This is a genomic window from Paenibacillus sp. PvR098 (assembly GCF_017833255.1).
Classification (GTDB): domain Bacteria; phylum Bacillota; class Bacilli; order Paenibacillales; family NBRC-103111; genus Paenibacillus_G.
The window spans coordinates 4,028,354-4,045,042 of sequence record NZ_JAFIBU010000001.1 but is presented as its reverse complement, the minus strand read 5'-3'; the positions used below and the strand labels follow the sequence as shown (position 1 = coordinate 4,045,042).

Sequence of the window (16,689 nt, the reverse complement as noted above, 5' to 3'; positions counted from 1 at the left end):
TTAGATACTAGTATCTTAGTTGAACCTTAACACACTTTTGTCAACTTGTCATTAAAAATTTTTAAGAAAGGTTCGGTTTAATGACGATACTATTGACTTCATCATCAACGATTTCTTTAGCCAAGGTAGCCATGGCGAGATTGCATTGTTCCAACGGAAAAACTTTCGTATTTATTTTATCTAAAGGCAGCTTACCTGATTCAATCATCGATATAGCACGCTTAAAGGCCGTATAACTAACTCCATAAGCCCCAATGATCCGGGAACCCTTCATGATCATTTTATCACTCACAAAATTTTCAATGCTCGCGTTATTCTTCAATCCTACCAAGACAATAGCTCCATCTTTGGCAATCAAATCCAGTGCGTCAGAAATCGGCTTTGTCGCGTGAGGCGACAAATCGACAATGACATTGACACCTTTGCCCCCGGTCAACTCCTTGACCCGGGCGACCATGTCCTCCTGGCTTACATTAATAATATGGTCAGCGCCAATCTCAAGTCCCTTGTTCATTTTCTTTTTATCCGATTCAATTCCGGCCAGTATGACTTGTGATGCTCCCATAGCTTTAGCCACAAGCGTACACATTAAGCCTCTTAAACCTGCCGCAATAACCAACACACGGTCACCATATTTTAAATTTGGAAGTTCATACGTCCAATGAACAGCACCACCCAAAGCATTGAAAAGAATGGCATGCTCTGCAGGAATGGAACGATCCATTTTTCTTACTAAAGAATTGGGGTGAACAAACATATGCGTTGCGTAACCGCCCCACAAATGAGGTATATCTTCCGAGCTGATATACGAATATCCCATCATCGTCTTATTCCAACCAATGCACAGGTTAAATTTGCCTGACATACAGTTATCACAGTTCCGGCATGGGATAATGGAATCGATAACGACTCTATCCCCCTTTTGAACACCCCAACGCTCCATTGATTTTTTACCAATTCTTTCGATTATGCCAACAACTTCGTGCCCTGGAATGATCGGGTATTGAATATTCAATGATTTTACTGCCCCGGTGTACTGTTCCGCATCCGTTCCACAAAGGCCGCAGGCTTCAACGCGAACTAGAGCCCCTTCACTTAGAATTCTCGGTTTATTGAATTCCCTGAATTCAATGGTACGGGGGGCCGTCATTACTGCCGCTTTCACTTTATCAGTTGGCATAATAATGAATTCAACTCCTCGGTATTACAATGGATATACAAAATAGGAAGGCAAGGTGTAGGTGTCCAAGATCACTTTTCTTTGTTCGATCTTCGGTTTATTGTCCTCAAATACAAGGATATCCTCATACCGGCCAACAGCAAATAAATCGGTCTTACCTTCACGACTTGTTGTATAGATGGAGAAATTAGCGCTGCAGCTAAGCTTTTGATCATTCGTTTCTTTAACCAAAATATTGGATATCTGATGACGCTGATACACAAAGTTGTACGTCCATATTTTTTCAATCAATGTGACACGATCTTTAATTTTCCCTTTGTGATCATCCATAATAAAGGCTACAGGCAGGCCTCTATCATAATTGTCTCTGGCATATACATAATACGATCCGTTTTCTGTAAAAAAATCGGGCCACTTGGTTATATCTCCATTGTCGACAATTTGAGCATACTCATAAAGTAAATCCTCAATTTCGTTCCTTTTCACTATATCCAAAGGTTTCGTATTGATCATCGAATCATTCACCTTCTTTTATTATTAGATGTATTAGATTTCCATTAGCTCCCGCCATTTTTTCCAAAATCCACGAATGCCTACCTCGGCATAGATCGGAGGCTTTCCTTCTTTGGTTGGCTTTAAAATGATCGTTTGACCTTCCGTTTCGATGGACTTCTGAACAGACTCCAAAGCAGCAGCATCTTCCAACGTGATAATACCTTCGGGTCCAAAAACATTACTCGCCTGCTTGATACGTAAATCTCTCATTTCATTGGAATCGCTTTCACGAGCGAAGTAATGAAATTGTACTTCTGTAGTACTGATGTCGACCGGTCTGACATAACGAAGTGCAATCGTTTCCAATTGAGTTGAAACCACTGTATTAGGATATATATTCATAATGTAGCTTAGCTCTTTGTTTTTGTTAAAAACACTCATGTCATTTAATATGTTATTTTCTTCTATAGGCAAAGTTTTATAGCTAAAATATCCGGAGCCATGCTCAGATCCGGTATACTCTCCGCCTGCTGCAAACATTCTCAAAATTCTAAATGCCGCATGGAGCATTCCTGTATGGTAACCGTCATAAATATTTTCGGAATACAGTTTCCAGTTACAATTAAAGACGACCTTATGGCTTCCAATAGGTACTAATTTACTGTCTTCGAGACCTCCTGAAATGGCGTCAACGACGTCACCCAAATACTCTTCAAGCGGCATCATATTTTTCTCAAAGGTAGCAAAAATTAAATTATTAAATACCTCGACCTTCAATTTCCTTAAGCTCATTTCTTCTTCGTTAACGCCGTCAGGAACATCCTCTTTATACGGACAGCCTATTAAGCTCCCGCTCAAATCATAAGTCCATTTGTGATACAGACACTGAAATTGCTTTGTATTCCCGCAATTCGAACGAACAACCTCCGCTGAACGATGCGCACAGGAATTGACCATGACATGGACTTGCTCTGTTTTGTCCCTTGTGATAATGATTGGAACATTGCCGATATGAGAGGTACGATAATCACCTACATTCGGAATCTCGGAGACATGCCCTACCAAATGCCAGGTTTTTCCTTGAAAGATTTTTTTCATTTCCAAATCATAAATGTCTTGACGAACATACGCGTCTTTCGGAATTCGGCTAAAATCCTCATGCTGGAAAACAAGCTTATTTTCCATTACTGACATGTAATCACCCCATTTGATTATAATCAAACTAAGATATTAGTATCCTACCTAAAGATTAACACCGTAACATTGGATTGTCAATTGGCATGTTCATTATTAAAGGAAATTATTTCTGGCCCTTTGTCCATTCAATGCTCTGCACTAATACCCTTCTCTTGTCCAACTGCTCGCTCCCTTCGTAATTGGATGAAATAAATCAGAAAAAATAATAACACCCAAATCACAAGCAGCCTGTACATGAGAGCGTAGCCTATGAGCTTGGCCAATGCTCCTGATATTAATGCTCCGCCGCCGATGCCCACATCAATGGCAGAATAGAAGGTACTGTTGGCAGCTCCCCGGCGATGAGACGGGGTCGCAGTGACAATCCAAGCATGTAAACCAGGATGTATCATGCCGTAGCCCAGTCCGTAACAAAAAGAGGATGCTATTAAGGACACCATGGAATTTGAAAAGGATAGAATAAGCAATCCCGCCCCGACAAAGACTGCTCCTGGAATAAGTACCCAAGGATGACCTTTGCGATCGTACAGTTTTCCTGAGAAGGTACGGGTGATCATTAATATGACGGCCGTGGTGACAAAAAACACACCTATATTCTCAATCCCCGCTTCTTGACCGAAAAGGGCAATGAAATTGATCACCCCTCCATACGTAAAAGCCATAAACGTCATCAGCACCGCCGGCAGCAACGCGGATTTTTCGATAAGCCCTTTCGTTGAAAACAGGCTTACTTTCATTTCGGGTAAGACGCTTGATTTAGTCGAAGGCTGAAGACGGATCATTTGGGACAATAACAGCGAACAAATGGCCAATGTCACGGAAACAAGAAAAAGGATTTGAAAGTCCCATGTATACATGACATAAATACCTACTGCGGGCCCAATAGCTAGTGAAAGATTCTGGGAAAGGCCGTAATATCCCATGCCTTCTCCCCTTTTTGCGGGGGAGACAATATCGGATACAATCGCTCCATTCGCTGTGGTAACAATCCCCCAGCCTATCCCGTGGAAAGCTCGAATAATAAAAATCAGAGCAATGGCCACCATCCAAAAATAACTGACCGCGGAGAAAACAAAAATGATTAATCCAATCGTTAACACTTTACGCCGACCGTAAAAATCCAGGTACCTGCCGGCAACTGGCCGGATCATCAAGGCAGAAATGGTAAAAATAGTTACCGCTAAGCCAACAACGGTTTGGTCTCCTCCCATACTCATAACGTATATTGGGAACACGGGCATCAACATTTGATAAGATATGAAGAGGAAAAAGTTAGAAAACCAAACGGCCACAAAACTTTTAGTCCATAAAGGGGCCTCTCTATCTTCAAGATCCATAGTAATCTCCTTATTGCGGAATAAAACAAAACTAAGATGGCATATCGAGCAAATTCCGCGAGCCTTTCACCTTATAAATGAAATAAAACACAACAAGAAGAATTACTGCGACGCCCACACTCCATAGGCCGCCTGTCATAAAACATAAACCCGCAAAAGCAAGCAGCAGCCTTTCCGGCCAAAATAAATTTCTCTTATAAAAACCGACCATCCCCGATGCAAATAAGATCATTCCCGCAACCGCGCATAAAACGGATGTAACAATCAACAGAGCTGAACCTTCCATTAAAAGATGATTGTTAAATACAAAGAAATAAGGAACCATGTAGGCCGGTATAGCTATCTTAAAAGCGGTCCAGCTGGTCCTATCCGGACTGTCTCCCGATATAGCCGCTGCTGCGTATGAAGCCAATGCAACAGGTGGTGTCAATGTGGACATCGTCCCATAGTAAAGAATGAAAAGATGGGCCGCTATCGGCAGAATGCCCATATCGATCAACGCCGGCGCTACCGTTGTCGCCAGCAGGATATAAACCACTGTTGTGCTCATTCCCATGCCCAAGAGGATACTAACCAACGTGGCCAATAGGAGCAGGATCATAAGGTTGTTGTTGGCAACCTCAATCAAGATCGAGGACATTCGATTGCCTAAACCCGTCAGCGTCAGCACTCCGACCACAATGCCCGCTCCAGCCGAAGCGATTGATAGCATGACAACGCCTCTTCCGGAATCAACCACCGCTTCATACAGCATACGCAGACTGAGTCGGTTCCAGGGGTTAAGAAATCCGCAAATAATGGCCGCAACGGTTGCCCAAAGGCCGGAATAGCTTGGAGAATAACCCCATACCAGCATAACGAAAAGCACAATGAATGGGACGGTATATAGCCATCCGGTTTTGAGCACCGTACCTATACTTGTAATTTCTCTTTTATCAATACCGTGTATTCCATTTTTCTGAGCATAAAAATGAACATACGCGCTATTAGCCAAAAGGTATAACAATGCTGGAATGAGGGCTGCCAGTGCAATCGTAATATAAGGAACCTGCAAATGATCAGCCATCAAAAACGCTGCCGCCCCCATGACAGGCGGTAAAATTTGTCCGCCATTGGACGAAACCGCCTCAATTGCCCCCGCAACCGTCCCTTTAAAGCCTGATTTTTTCATCGCAGGAATCGTTACATTTCCGCCAACCATGACATTCGCCACCGCGCTTCCCGATACCGAACCCATCAATCCGCTGGAAATAATCGACACCTGGCCCGTTCCCCCCGGCAATCTACCGGCAACCGCGCGGGACAGGGCAATCATAAAATCGGACACACCGGTTTTATCCAATATCGCTCCAAAGATAATAAAAATAACCACATAACGGAACATCGTTGCCAAGGTGAGACCATAGATACCACCGGAACCCATGTACAACCGACTGCTAACCCGGTCCAAACTGTACCCGCGATGCTCCAGTAAACCTGGAAAATACTTGCCCCAAAACACATAAATTAAAAATAGGATCGCTATTCCGGTCAATCCCCATCCGACACAACGACGCAGCGCTTCCAATAAAACAACAACGCATATCATAGCCATTAAGACGTCCATATGGGTCGGTACGCCGGTCCGCATCGTTACCTCTAAGTAGTTGAAGAACAAATACAATCCCGTCACCACACTGCCTATAATAAGCAGCCAATCCACGATCCTTAAATATAACTTTTTCCCCCCGGCAAGCGGATATTTCAAAAAAGCGTAAACCAGGATCATGGATAAAAAGATGGGGAGGATTTGCGTTTCCGAAATAAAATAGGTGGCTTGAAATAGTAATACAAGAAGTGTGATGCAAAGAGCTATAGCGGTCGCGATATGACCTTCAATTTTTAAGAGCCTGTTCAGCGGATTCACCTCCGTTCAAATTGTGGAAAGATCGATCGGTTTATTTCTCCTTTAGATAACGAGCTACTCCCGGATGTAACTGGATTCCGATAAATTCAACATCCTCTTCATTGGCGATACGAACATCTTTTCCGCGTGGATCTCTTTTGGCCAGCTCTTCTTTTCCACCATCGAGAGCCTTAGCCATCTCATAAACAACATCCTCTGAGAGACTGGCATCAATAAAAGCGAAGTTACTATACAATGTGACAATGACGTCCTTGTCTATACCGTTATATGTCCCTGCTTTAATCGTATCCGCCTGAACAGGTACATCCTTAATCCCCTTCAGCTTATCCGGATCAACGGAGAGCAAATGGATGCCTTTTTGAGAAACAAGAGACTGGATATTAGCTGTCGGTACCGATCCCCAGATCAAAGCCACATCAATCGCTCCATCCGATAAGGCTTCTACAGACTCGGTGAAGCTAAGGTATGCGGGCGTATAATCGCCTTCTTTAATTCCATGCGCCGTAAGCACTGCCGTGTTTACCGGGAATGTGGCTCCTCCCGCCGCACCGATCGAAATCCGTTTACCCTTCAAGTCCGACATACTACTTATTCCCGAAGTATCTTTTACCGCTATGTGAAGGGTCGTATCCGGGAAGCGCCAACCTAATGTAATGTCAAGAGGTTGTTTAAAGGGCTCCGCTCCTGCGAGCGCTTTCAGGGCTACATCCGGAGGACTATGAGCGATGTCCAGGTCTCCTTTCTCTAAAAGATTAAAGTTTTCCATACCGCCTCCGGTTTCTTCAGCTGTCACTTTAACTCCCAGCGCCTTTTGGCTTATTAAATCAGCTACACCTAAAGCCAACGTATACACCGTTCCTCCAGCAGTTGCCGAACCAATAGTAACCGTTTTCATTTCATTGCCGGATGCGTTTGATGAGCTCTGTCCGCCACCACAGGCGGTTACTCCGATGAGGGCCCCAACCATCAACACATGTAACCATAACTTTCTCTTCACCACTTCGTAACCCCTCCATGCTTTGTTTTATAATATAATACTCCTTTACTAACGAAGAATAACGGGAAATTTGTCGAACTGTTCGACATTAATTTGAAAAATTTGCTCTCGCTGCGCTATTGTGGTTTGTGGTTCCGAATCTCTCCATCCAAAACAACACTTTTTGCAATAGAATAGGGTCCAAATGATTTTTTGGTTTTCCTTGCCTTTATGTTCAATGCGAACATCCGGATGACTACATCTTGGACAAGAAGGCTTATTTTTACCTTTTTGCTCTTTTAATATGTCCAATATAATTCCACCCTATCTTTCTTGTAAAGATTTTATAAGCTTAGTTAAATCTTCTATTGCTTTGCCTTCGGGAGGAGTAATCATTGCCGATTCCTCTCCAATTTTATCAGGCTTCGCAAAGCTTGTGGCATCAATAATCAGATGATGTCCTTTACCCGGCACTTCTGCCGATGGATCGATCGGAACCATGGGCATATTCGGAATGACGATAATATCATTGGCTCTTGTTCGCGTCGATAAAGCCCACATCACTTGGTTGAGGTCAAACGGATCCACGTCCTGATCGACCATGATCAAATTTTTTAAATACATTAAACCGTGGGGTGTTCCTAAAGCACTCATAGCAACCGATTTCGCAAATCCTCCATATCGGTTCTCAACCGAGATCACGGCGGTTAGACCATGCTGATAGAAGGCGTTGACAGCCTTCACTTCAGGGAACATTTTTTTGAGGGTTGAATAAATCGGGACGGACGTATTCAATCCAATTAACGTATCATGCTCCGTCCACCCTTTTCCGATGTAAATATTCTCAAAAATCGGATCCTTACGATGAGAAATAGCCGTTACACGGAATACAGGGGCCTTTCTAACACCGCTATAGGTTCCTGGGAATTCGCCAAAGGGTCCCTCCAATATCCGTTCGTTAAGAACCAGCTCGGCCTCAATCACCATCTCGGAATCAGCCAATATATCCAGTCCATTACCGGATTTGGTGAGCTTTATCGGATTCCCCATCATCGCTGAAGCATATAAGTACTCTGACTCCTCATAATGCAGCGGTGTTCCTGCAAACAGCGTCATTCCGGGATGGTTGCCGAGCATGACCGCAATTTTAAGCGGGAGGTTGTTCTTCTCAGCCATCATAATTTGCTTGCCGATATCATGGCTTGGAATCGTCATCAGCGACAGCAAATCAGGTCCGTGGATTTGAAGACGGTATATCCCGACGTTTTGTTTATTGAAATCATCAGGATCGACGGGATCTTGAGAGACTACACTGGCTTTGGCCAGATAAAACCCGCCGTCATATTCGTTGATGCGATACAGTGGCAGCAAGTCATAAAGATTAATTTCTTGCTCTATTCTTACTTCATGTACAGGAGACTTGTCTGGGTCGATATAGAGGATCTCGCCTTTTTGGGAATCCCAACGAGCGGCCATATCATAGAAAAGCTCTTGAATGGTAGTGCCCTTTGCATGTCCTAATAAAAGCGCCAGATTCGTAAAGCTGCCATGTACGCCCAAAACTAATTTTTTTCCTGGATAACCACGGATTTGGTCAAACACAATCGCCGGTCCGTTCATTGCATCATTGCCCGCAGCAGCTCCGATATTACGAATATCCGGTTCCGGCATCACCTCGTTCGGCCAAGTAATACATTGCTTATGATCTGATAGTAATTGTAGAAAGTCCCGTAATGAGTTGATCGCGATCGACATTTCCATTCCTCCCTTAAGCATCTCCGCAGACTTCACATCATGATTTCCAAGGGAAGACGGTGACTAGAATGGGATTAGGCTGACCTTCCCCTCCATTCGTTTTAATCGCTTCATCGACCTCGTTCAATCCAAATTGATGAGTACATAATTCATGAAGAGGATATTTCCCTGATGCTATAAATTCAACAGCCTTTTCAACGGATTCATAGCTGTGCCCTCTCACACCTTTGACCGTAAGGTATTTTGCGATTAAGGTGTCACTATAAAATTCAGGGATCGGTTCATGTTTAAAGCCCCCTAGAACGATCGTTCCTTTCTTATTTGCTAATTCGATAGCCGATGTGACGGCCGAGATCCCGCCGGAAGAAACGTCGATGACGACATCCGCCATTTTTCCTGCCGTTATTTCAGCGACACGTTCAAGAAGATTTTCTTGCTGTATATCAATCGTATAATCTGCCCCCAATTTTTGGGCTGTCTCTAAGCGCAATTGATCGGAAGTCAAACCCGTAACAATAATACAGGAGGCCTCCGCTTCTTTAGAAGCCAGCACACAGGCCAATCCTTGCTGTCCCGGCCCCTGTATGACGACGGTTGTTCCTTTACGGACACCTCCTTCCTTGCATGCCCACTCATATCCATTGCTAAGCGGCAATGTAAACGCGGCTTCAATCGCCGGGACATGGTCTGGCATCTTATGCAGCATGGTGTTGGGATGAAGATATAGATACTGGCTGTATCCTCCCAATAAAGGGTTAACCGACACAGGGGTAAAGCCATAGCGGACACCATTCAGCCACGGGTCGGTGAAATCGCACAAACGATAATCTTCGCTTTTGCATCGTTCACATTGCCCACAAGGAAGATATTCCTCCAATGCGACTCTGTCGCCTACCTTAACCCCCCATTTCTTTGCAGCAGCCGCTCCGATTTTTTCAATATGTCCAACCGTATGGTGGCCTAAAACTTGCGGTTCTTTTAAGTTTTTATACAGCGGCCAGTCACTACCGCAGACGCCTACGACTTCCACTCTCAAAAGACCGGCATCCGGTGTAATTTCCGGAAAATCAAACTCTCGAATTTCTGTCACTTTTCGGTCTACGGCAACCGCAGATTTTATCTTTTGAGACATGTTGTCCCTCCAATGTCATGTTGGAAATACTGCTTATACGTTAGCCTTCATTTTTTCACTTGCGCCCTCTTGAAAAGGTACGTCATTTGGTAAAATGACAGCAACAGAAGTCACTTTGTGAGCCGAGGGATGAGCATTAGTCGGTTCTATTCCTTTTTGTAAATCCTTTGCTGCATTAAGCAGACAACGCCGCGCAGCAATAAGTCCTGAATCACTGGTTCCCAGATGTTCCTTTGTTCTGTCCACAATTTTTTTGGCACTTTCTTGAACAGCAACATCTTCCATCCCAATCCCTTTAATGCCGGTATACGATTTACCGCTTTTTTGGAGCTCGCGGTCAATAAGATAGTCATTCTCCTTATTTAGCTGGGTCTTGAAGGTTCCCGGAATCAGTTCGGCGTGAATACCTAAGCCTGATGTATATTTGTTTAGTTCATCACTTGTTAAAGGTCTTTCCCAATTATAGTTCATGCTCCAAGTCCAACACGTCTCATCATCCATTGGAACCCAAGCGTGCCCACCTCTGGTCTCACTGCCTGTAGGCGCCACTAAGGTATACCAAGGCATGATAAATTGAGTAATTCTCCAATACGTATTGTTCTCGTCGGCCTTTCTTCCTGCACCGATTAACAATCCGTGAGGCGCTGTGGCAACCTCGAATCTCGGGGAAGTATCCTGTTGAAAATATTTGGCCACTTCTTCACTTGATTCACCAAGATTGCTGACCCCTTGTCTATGGAGAAAAGAAACATGGCTGGAATCTATTCCTCCTTCAACAGCTTGAAAATAATTATTTTCCTGAATGCGCTTAGAGATATACCGATGACTCTCAGGTACGTTCATCCACTCCAGCTCGGGTAATTCAGGCATAAGATCTTTAGGACCCATATAAGCCCAAATCACTCCACCTTTTTCCCTGCAAGGGTACGCCTTCAATTTAAGTTTATCCTTAAAGTTGCTGCTTTCCGGCTCGGATGGCATATCGACACAATCTCCATTGGTGTCGAATTTCCAGCCATGGTATGCACACCTTAGACCACACTCTTCATTACGGCCAAAGTAAAGCGATACGCCTCTATGGGGACAAAATTCGTCTATCAAGCTTATGTTGTCATTCGTATCGCGAAAAGCCAGCAAATCTTCACCCAGAAGTCTGATCCTAACGGGAGTACAATCCGGTTCCGGGAGTTCTTCAGGTAGTAAAGCAGGTATCCAGTATCTTCTTAGCAGCTGCCCCATCGGAGTGTCAGATCCTGTCTGAGTCAATAGTTCGTTATCTTCTTTTTTCAACATATTACTTCCTCCTTTTTCCTTGTAAGCATTTTCATATATAAATTCTATGCAATATATTGTAAATATTCAAATTACTTATTATGATATAACTATAAAGAAACGTTATACTTCACATATCGTATGTTAAGGCGGTGTTCACCGATGGATTTTCGTTTTTTGGAATCATTTATTGCCGTAGCCGAACTTAGAAGTTTCTCGAAAGCTGCCGAAAAATTACATTTAACTCAGCCGGGGATCAGCTCAAGAATACAAAATCTAGAGAAAGAACTGGGATTTTCTTTATTTTTCAGATTAAAGGGCGAAACCAAGCTAACCCCCAATGGTGAGATCCTCTTCTATCATGTGAAAAGAGGATTAGCCGAAATTAATGATGCCATTACGAACATTAAAGAACAAAAGGGACTCACCAAAAAAGAAATTTTATTTAAAGCGACGAATCCATTTGATATGAGTATTCTTCCTTATCTTCTTCCCGATTTATATAAAACCTTCAGTCAAGTAAAATTCACGGTCTTACCCAGAGGATATTCCGAAGATGTATTTCAAATGGTAGCAGAAAAAAAAATCGAGCTTGGGTTTGTCAATAATATTAAAAAGAATGAACGGAATATAATAGTCATCCCTTTGTTTACCGAGCCTATTGTCCTTGTCACCCATCCCAACCATCGATTGGCAAGTAAAGAAATCGTAGACTTGACGGAATTACAAAACGAAACCGTTCTTTATGTCGATTCGGCCGTTACCTATTGGAAATCGGTTTTTCGCTTTCTAACAAAGCAAGGAATTCATATCGGGAATAAGGTTGAAATTAATAGCACTGAAACGATTAAAAATGTAGTAATGGAGAATCCGGAGGTCGTCACACTAATTACGAAGATGTGTGTCATCAAGGAAATGAATCGAGGTGCGCTTCAAATTATTCCTTTAGCTCCGGAAATCCCCAAATTAACTACCTATTTGATTTTCAATAATGATTTGGGGCAGCCGGAACTCATTAGCTTTATTCAGAAGAAAACCAAAGATATCTACAGTTCATTTAGTTAAACTGCAGCCTCCCTGAAAACCGACCTTATGACTTCCATATTTTTTTATCCGGTTGGCGATTTACAAAGTAAATACCAGATACAATACATGCGGCACCTAAGAATATAGAAAGAGTCACCTCTTCATTTAATAGAATCGTACCCATGAGGATGGAAACAAGAGGAACAGCAAAAGTGTAAGCGGATACCGTGCTTGCTTGGCCTGCTTGAATAAGCCCAAACCATAATACCCATGCAACGGCAACCCCGATGAACGAGGTATAGAGCAGGCTGAACCAGAATGGTCCCTTCCATTGAATCGCCGACCATGGTTCAAGCGACAAGCCCAAGATGAGCAGCAGGAATCCTCCAATCATAAATTGGCCGGCCACAAGCCATAGAATCGTTACTTTATTCTGTATTGCTTTAAAATACACGGTTCCAATAGCCCAAACCAGTGCAGCACCCACACCAATCGCAATACCCAAGGGGGTTGTCCCATGGGGTACATCCCCCAGCGTACTGATCAAGGCAACGCCGACCAAACCTAGAAGCAGTCCTGTTATCTTGAGTGCCGAAAGCGTTTCTCCCAGCCAAAACCAGGCAAGTATTCCGACGAGAATGGGCTGTAAGTAGATGAGCAGCACCGCCAAGCCAGATGTTAAAAAATAGAGCGCGTAGGTCTGTAAAGCGATGAATAACACGACATTGAATAAGGCAGATAACAAGTAGATATGCCAGATGCGAGAAATACGAAGAGCGCCGCCCCATATCGCGGCTATCACAACCATGATTAGACCCCCGAGAAACATACGAATGCCTGAGAATAAAATAGGAGGGGCATACGCAAGCCCTATCTTGATAATAGGAAACCCCGACCCCCAAATCAAGATCAGCAGCAGGAACATGACATAAGGGCGACGGAGGGCGTGCATTAAATAACGCCTCTATCGTCCCTATAGCCAAGATAAGTGGATTGAATTAACGGATTTTCAATCAGATCCGCTGAATTGCCCTCCAATACAAATTGTCCCCTATCCATGACATAAGAGCGGTCCGCCACTTTTAACGCAGCCTTCACATTTTGCTCTACAAGAATGACGGTCATCCCCAGATCTTCTCTGATTTTCTTCAAAATCTGCATAATATCACTTACAATGATCGGCGCCAGCCCCATGGATGGCTCATCCAGCATTAGGATTTTGGGATCGGACATAATTCCCCGGGCAATAGCCAACATCTGCTGTTCTCCTCCGCTCATATTTCCGCCTGGTTTATTCAGATGTTTTTCCAGGCCTGGAAACAGCTGAAGCATTTGCTCCACTTTGGAATTTACCTTTCGTTTTTCTTTGCTGTATTTATAGTACATTCCGAGCACCAGGTTTTCGCGCACGGTCAGGCTGGAAAAGACCTGCCTTCCTTCGGGGACAAGACTAATTCCTCTGCGGGCAACCATGTAAGCGGGCAACCCGGTTATCGAATTCCCTTCCAAGATGACCTCTCCCTCCGTCGACGGATAGAGACCAGCCAGCGTTCCAAGAAGCGTGCTTTTGCCAGCTCCGTTGGCACCGATAATCGAAACAATCTCGCCTTGATCCACATGGAGTGTAACCGAGTTTAGTGCCCGGATACGGTCGTGATAGGTAACCAGTTCCTTGACTTGAAGCATCAGAAAACCTCCTCTCCCAAGTATGCCGCAATCACCTTAGGGTCTTTGCTTATCTCCCCAGGTGTCCCTTCGGAAATTTTTTTACCAAAATCAATAACGACAATGCGGTCAGCGATCTTCATCACCGTTGCCATGTCATGCTCGACAAAAAGAATAGAATACCCTTTCTGTTTTAACTCCAAAAGGAAAAGGGCCAGCGTACGGCTTTCTCCGTCATTTAGGCCAGCCATAGGTTCATCCAGCAGGATTAAAGAAGGCTCCGAAACGATAGCTCTAGCGATTTCCAGTAATTTTTGCAGTCCAAAGGGCAAGGTTCCCGCAATATCCCCCCCATAGCTCTTCAGACCAACCAATTCCAAAGCTTCTTCAGCTAGCTTCACGGATAGTTCATCTTCTTTGCGTACGACGGGAAGCCGCAATCCTGCCGAGAGCAGGTTAGTCTTTAGTTTAATATGCGTTCCCAGCATCACATTTTCGAGAACTGTCATATGGTTAAAAATTTGAAGATTTTGGAATGTTCTCGAAATTCCTCTTTTCGACAATTCATGCGTTTTTTTGCCGTCAATCCTCTCTCCTTTGAAGCGAATTTCACCGGATGTTGGCGAAATAACAGAGGAAATCAAATTAAACAATGTGGTTTTTCCCGCCCCGTTAGGCCCGATCAGAGCGATGATTTCCCCGGGATTCACCTCGAAGCTCACATCGTTAACGGCTACTACTCCGCCGAACTGCTTGGTGAGTCGGTGGATTTCAAGCAGCTTATTAACCATATTAATTAACCTCCCCCGACTTGGACGATGGCACGACTCTTTTTTGTTTTTTCTTTGAAAGTTGAATCAGATAAGGTGCAAGTCCTTTCGGCATAAATATCATCACAAGAACCAGTAGCAATCCAAAAATGACGATCTCAACCTGGCCGCCTACATCAAAAAATAGAGGAAGCGTCGTTGTAACCAGCTGTCCGAGCATCGTGATGACAAACGCTCCTAATATAGCCCCCCAAATGATGCTTACACCCCCAACGATCACCATAATTAACAAATGAATCGAAACAGTAACGTAGAAGGTATAAGGTGCGATGAAGTTAAAGTAGTGGGCATAAAGACTTCCTGCCAAAGAGGCGAATACGGCACTTAGCACAAAAATATGCAGCTTATATTGGGCAACGTCGACGCCTTGGGTGGAAGCTGCAATCTCACTGTCATGAATAGCGCGCAATACTCTTCCTATATGCGAATGCACGATGTTTAAAGAAAATAGGGTCAGAAGCAGTACGATCCCCCATATAAAATAATAAATTCCTATATTGCCAAGAGGCATTCCGAAAATAGTCAGTTTTGGAATGCCGGTCAGCCCGGCTGATCCTCCAGTGTGCTTATTCATGCCCATCAGCAGGATAAATACAATAATATTGAATCCCATCGTTGCTAAAGCCAGAAAAAACTCCTTCAGTTTCAACGTCGGAATACCAACGATGTAAGCAATGATTGCTGTGATGACCATGCCTATGAGCATGGCGGGCCACGGCGAATACTCATAGGTCGTTGTCAAAATACCGGAAGTGTACGCCCCTATGCCGAAAAACGCAGCATGTCCAAGAGAAACTTGCCCTGCGTATCCCATAAGCAAGCTCAGCCCTATTGCTATAATGCTGTATATACCGATCAAAATAAACAGGTTAAGTGTGTATGAAGAACCAAATATAATAGAAACGATAATAACTAATGCTAGCAATATGAGCATAATTCTCCAGCGGTTTCCATGCAATATACGGTTCGCTCCCATGACTTCCCCCCCTTTCTAGACTCTTTTTCCACTAACTTTAACTAATAACCCGTTAGGCGATAGGAAGAGAACCAAAAGCAATATGATGAAGCTAAAGGCTTCACTATATGTAGTGGAAATATACCCTGAGGAAAAAGCTTCAATAATACCTAACAAAAGCCCTCCGACAACGGCTCCCGAAACACTATGCATCCCCCCAAGAACTAAAGCTACAAAGCCTTTCAATGTCAATAGCAGTCCCATATCGTAAGTCGCACTGCTGATCGGTGCAAGCAGAATGCCTGCAAGCGCTCCGATCGCCCCACTCATGGCAAATGCCAGTGCGGACATTTTTTCCGTATTGATTCCCATTAGTTGTGCCGCTTTCCGATTGATCACACATGCTTTTAGTGCCGATCCCAAGACCGTCTTTTCAAAAAACAGGTACAGCAGGCCTAGTATTAAGCCTAATGTAAATATGATCCATATGTTTTGCGATATCAACACGGCACCAAAGATTTGAATGGGTTGGATATTAGAGAAAGAATCGAGTGTAAGAGGGTTTGTTCCCCAAATGAGTAAACTGATTCCCTTAAGCAGTACAGAAACGCCAATGGTTATACTGATTAACATAAATAAGGATGAGTGCCTAGCCGGGGCAATCGTTGTTCGCTCCATGATGATAGCGACCAATGCCGTTATCGCAACGGCCAACAATATAGCCACAGGAAGGGGTAATCCCATTTTCACCAAGGAGATGCAGGTAAGCGCGCCTATGGCTACAAATTCCCCTTGAGCAAAGTTCAAAATACCTGTGACATTATATACAGTTACGAATCCTATGGCAATGAACGCATATATGCTCCCGGTGGTTATGCCGGTAATCAGGAATTGTATGAGTTGGCTGTCCATCTTCTTGTCTCCCCGCAGTTAATGTGATGAAGAATGATATGGCAGGTGCCA

At 43.8% G+C, this 16,689-nt stretch carries 16 protein-coding genes; 1 reads left to right on the top strand and 15 read right to left on the bottom strand.

Annotation, left to right across the window (positions count from 1 at the left end; genetic code table 11):
• Window positions 1-61: 61 nt before the first annotated feature.
• From JOE45_RS19935 to JOE45_RS19895, 10 genes are all read right to left on the bottom strand, one after another.
• The gene (locus JOE45_RS19935; protein WP_210022683.1) at window positions 62-1,180 is read right to left on the bottom strand and encodes a zinc-dependent alcohol dehydrogenase; all 1,119 of its coding nucleotides are present in this window, start codon (window positions 1,178-1,180) and stop codon (window positions 62-64) included.
• A 24-nt stretch (window positions 1,181-1,204) separates the two neighbouring features.
• Entirely contained in the window at window positions 1,205-1,693 is a 489-nt protein-coding gene (locus tag JOE45_RS19930; RefSeq protein ID WP_210022684.1) for an aromatic-ring-hydroxylating dioxygenase subunit beta, read from the bottom strand.
• A 33-nt stretch (window positions 1,694-1,726) separates the two neighbouring features.
• Window positions 1,727-2,869 (bottom strand): aromatic ring-hydroxylating oxygenase subunit alpha, encoded by a 1,143-nt coding sequence (locus JOE45_RS19925; protein ID WP_210022685.1) that lies wholly within the window; start codon window positions 2,867-2,869, stop codon window positions 1,727-1,729.
• A 128-nt stretch (window positions 2,870-2,997) separates the two neighbouring features.
• Window positions 2,998-4,209, bottom strand: a complete 1,212-nt coding sequence (locus JOE45_RS19920) for an MFS transporter (protein ID WP_210022686.1) — start codon at window positions 4,207-4,209, stop codon at window positions 2,998-3,000.
• A 31-nt stretch (window positions 4,210-4,240) separates the two neighbouring features.
• Window positions 4,241-6,115 (bottom strand): TRAP transporter permease, encoded by a 1,875-nt coding sequence (locus JOE45_RS19915; RefSeq protein WP_210022687.1) that lies wholly within the window; start codon window positions 6,113-6,115, stop codon window positions 4,241-4,243.
• Between the two features lie 31 nt (window positions 6,116-6,146).
• A complete protein-coding gene (locus tag JOE45_RS19910; protein WP_210024695.1) occupies window positions 6,147-7,112 on the bottom strand; it encodes a TAXI family TRAP transporter solute-binding subunit in 966 nt (321 codons plus the stop codon).
• Window positions 7,113-7,160: 48 nt separating this feature from the next.
• Window positions 7,161-7,403 (bottom strand): non-oxidative hydroxyarylic acid decarboxylases subunit D, encoded by a 243-nt coding sequence (locus JOE45_RS24280; protein ID WP_461479601.1) that lies wholly within the window; start codon window positions 7,401-7,403, stop codon window positions 7,161-7,163.
• Between the two features lie 12 nt (window positions 7,404-7,415).
• Window positions 7,416-8,846, bottom strand: a complete 1,431-nt coding sequence (locus tag JOE45_RS19905; protein ID WP_210022689.1) for a non-oxidative hydroxyarylic acid decarboxylases subunit C — start codon at window positions 8,844-8,846, stop codon at window positions 7,416-7,418.
• Between the two features lie 37 nt (window positions 8,847-8,883).
• Entirely contained in the window at window positions 8,884-9,978 is a 1,095-nt protein-coding gene (locus JOE45_RS19900) for a zinc-dependent alcohol dehydrogenase (protein ID WP_210022690.1), read from the bottom strand.
• 33 nt (window positions 9,979-10,011) lie between these two features.
• On the bottom strand, window positions 10,012-11,271 hold the full coding sequence (locus JOE45_RS19895) for a Rieske 2Fe-2S domain-containing protein (RefSeq protein WP_210022691.1): 1,260 nt from the start codon (window positions 11,269-11,271) through the stop codon (window positions 10,012-10,014).
• Between the two features lie 141 nt (window positions 11,272-11,412).
• Here JOE45_RS19895 and JOE45_RS19890 point away from each other — a divergent pair, with 141 nt between their 5' ends.
• Window positions 11,413-12,315 carry a LysR family transcriptional regulator gene (locus tag JOE45_RS19890; protein WP_210022692.1) on the top strand — a complete coding sequence of 301 codons (903 nt, stop codon included), beginning with the start codon at window positions 11,413-11,415 and terminating at the stop codon, window positions 12,313-12,315.
• Between the two features lie 25 nt (window positions 12,316-12,340).
• Here the strand turns inward: JOE45_RS19890 and JOE45_RS19885 are convergent, their stop codons facing one another.
• Genes JOE45_RS19885 through JOE45_RS19865 form a run of 5 tightly spaced genes read right to left on the bottom strand, consistent with a single transcriptional unit; the run spans window position 12,341 to window position 16,638 of the window.
• Entirely contained in the window at window positions 12,341-13,201 is an 861-nt protein-coding gene (locus tag JOE45_RS19885) for a DMT family transporter (protein WP_245247406.1), read from the bottom strand.
• A 26-nt stretch (window positions 13,202-13,227) separates the two neighbouring features.
• The gene (locus JOE45_RS19880; protein ID WP_210022694.1) at window positions 13,228-13,962 is read right to left on the bottom strand and encodes an ABC transporter ATP-binding protein; all 735 of its coding nucleotides are present in this window, start codon (window positions 13,960-13,962) and stop codon (window positions 13,228-13,230) included.
• Window positions 13,962-14,732, bottom strand: coding sequence for an ABC transporter ATP-binding protein (locus JOE45_RS19875; RefSeq protein ID WP_210022695.1), 771 nt, complete (start codon window positions 14,730-14,732; stop codon window positions 13,962-13,964). The genes JOE45_RS19880 and JOE45_RS19875 overlap by 1 nt, the downstream gene beginning before the upstream one ends.
• Window position 14,733: 1 nt before the next feature.
• Window positions 14,734-15,747 carry a branched-chain amino acid ABC transporter permease gene (locus JOE45_RS19870; protein ID WP_210022696.1) on the bottom strand — a complete coding sequence of 338 codons (1,014 nt, stop codon included), beginning with the start codon at window positions 15,745-15,747 and terminating at the stop codon, window positions 14,734-14,736.
• A gap of 15 nt (window positions 15,748-15,762) precedes the next feature.
• Window positions 15,763-16,638 (bottom strand): branched-chain amino acid ABC transporter permease, encoded by an 876-nt coding sequence (locus tag JOE45_RS19865; protein WP_210022697.1) that lies wholly within the window; start codon window positions 16,636-16,638, stop codon window positions 15,763-15,765.
• Between the last annotated feature and the right edge of the window lie 51 nt (window positions 16,639-16,689).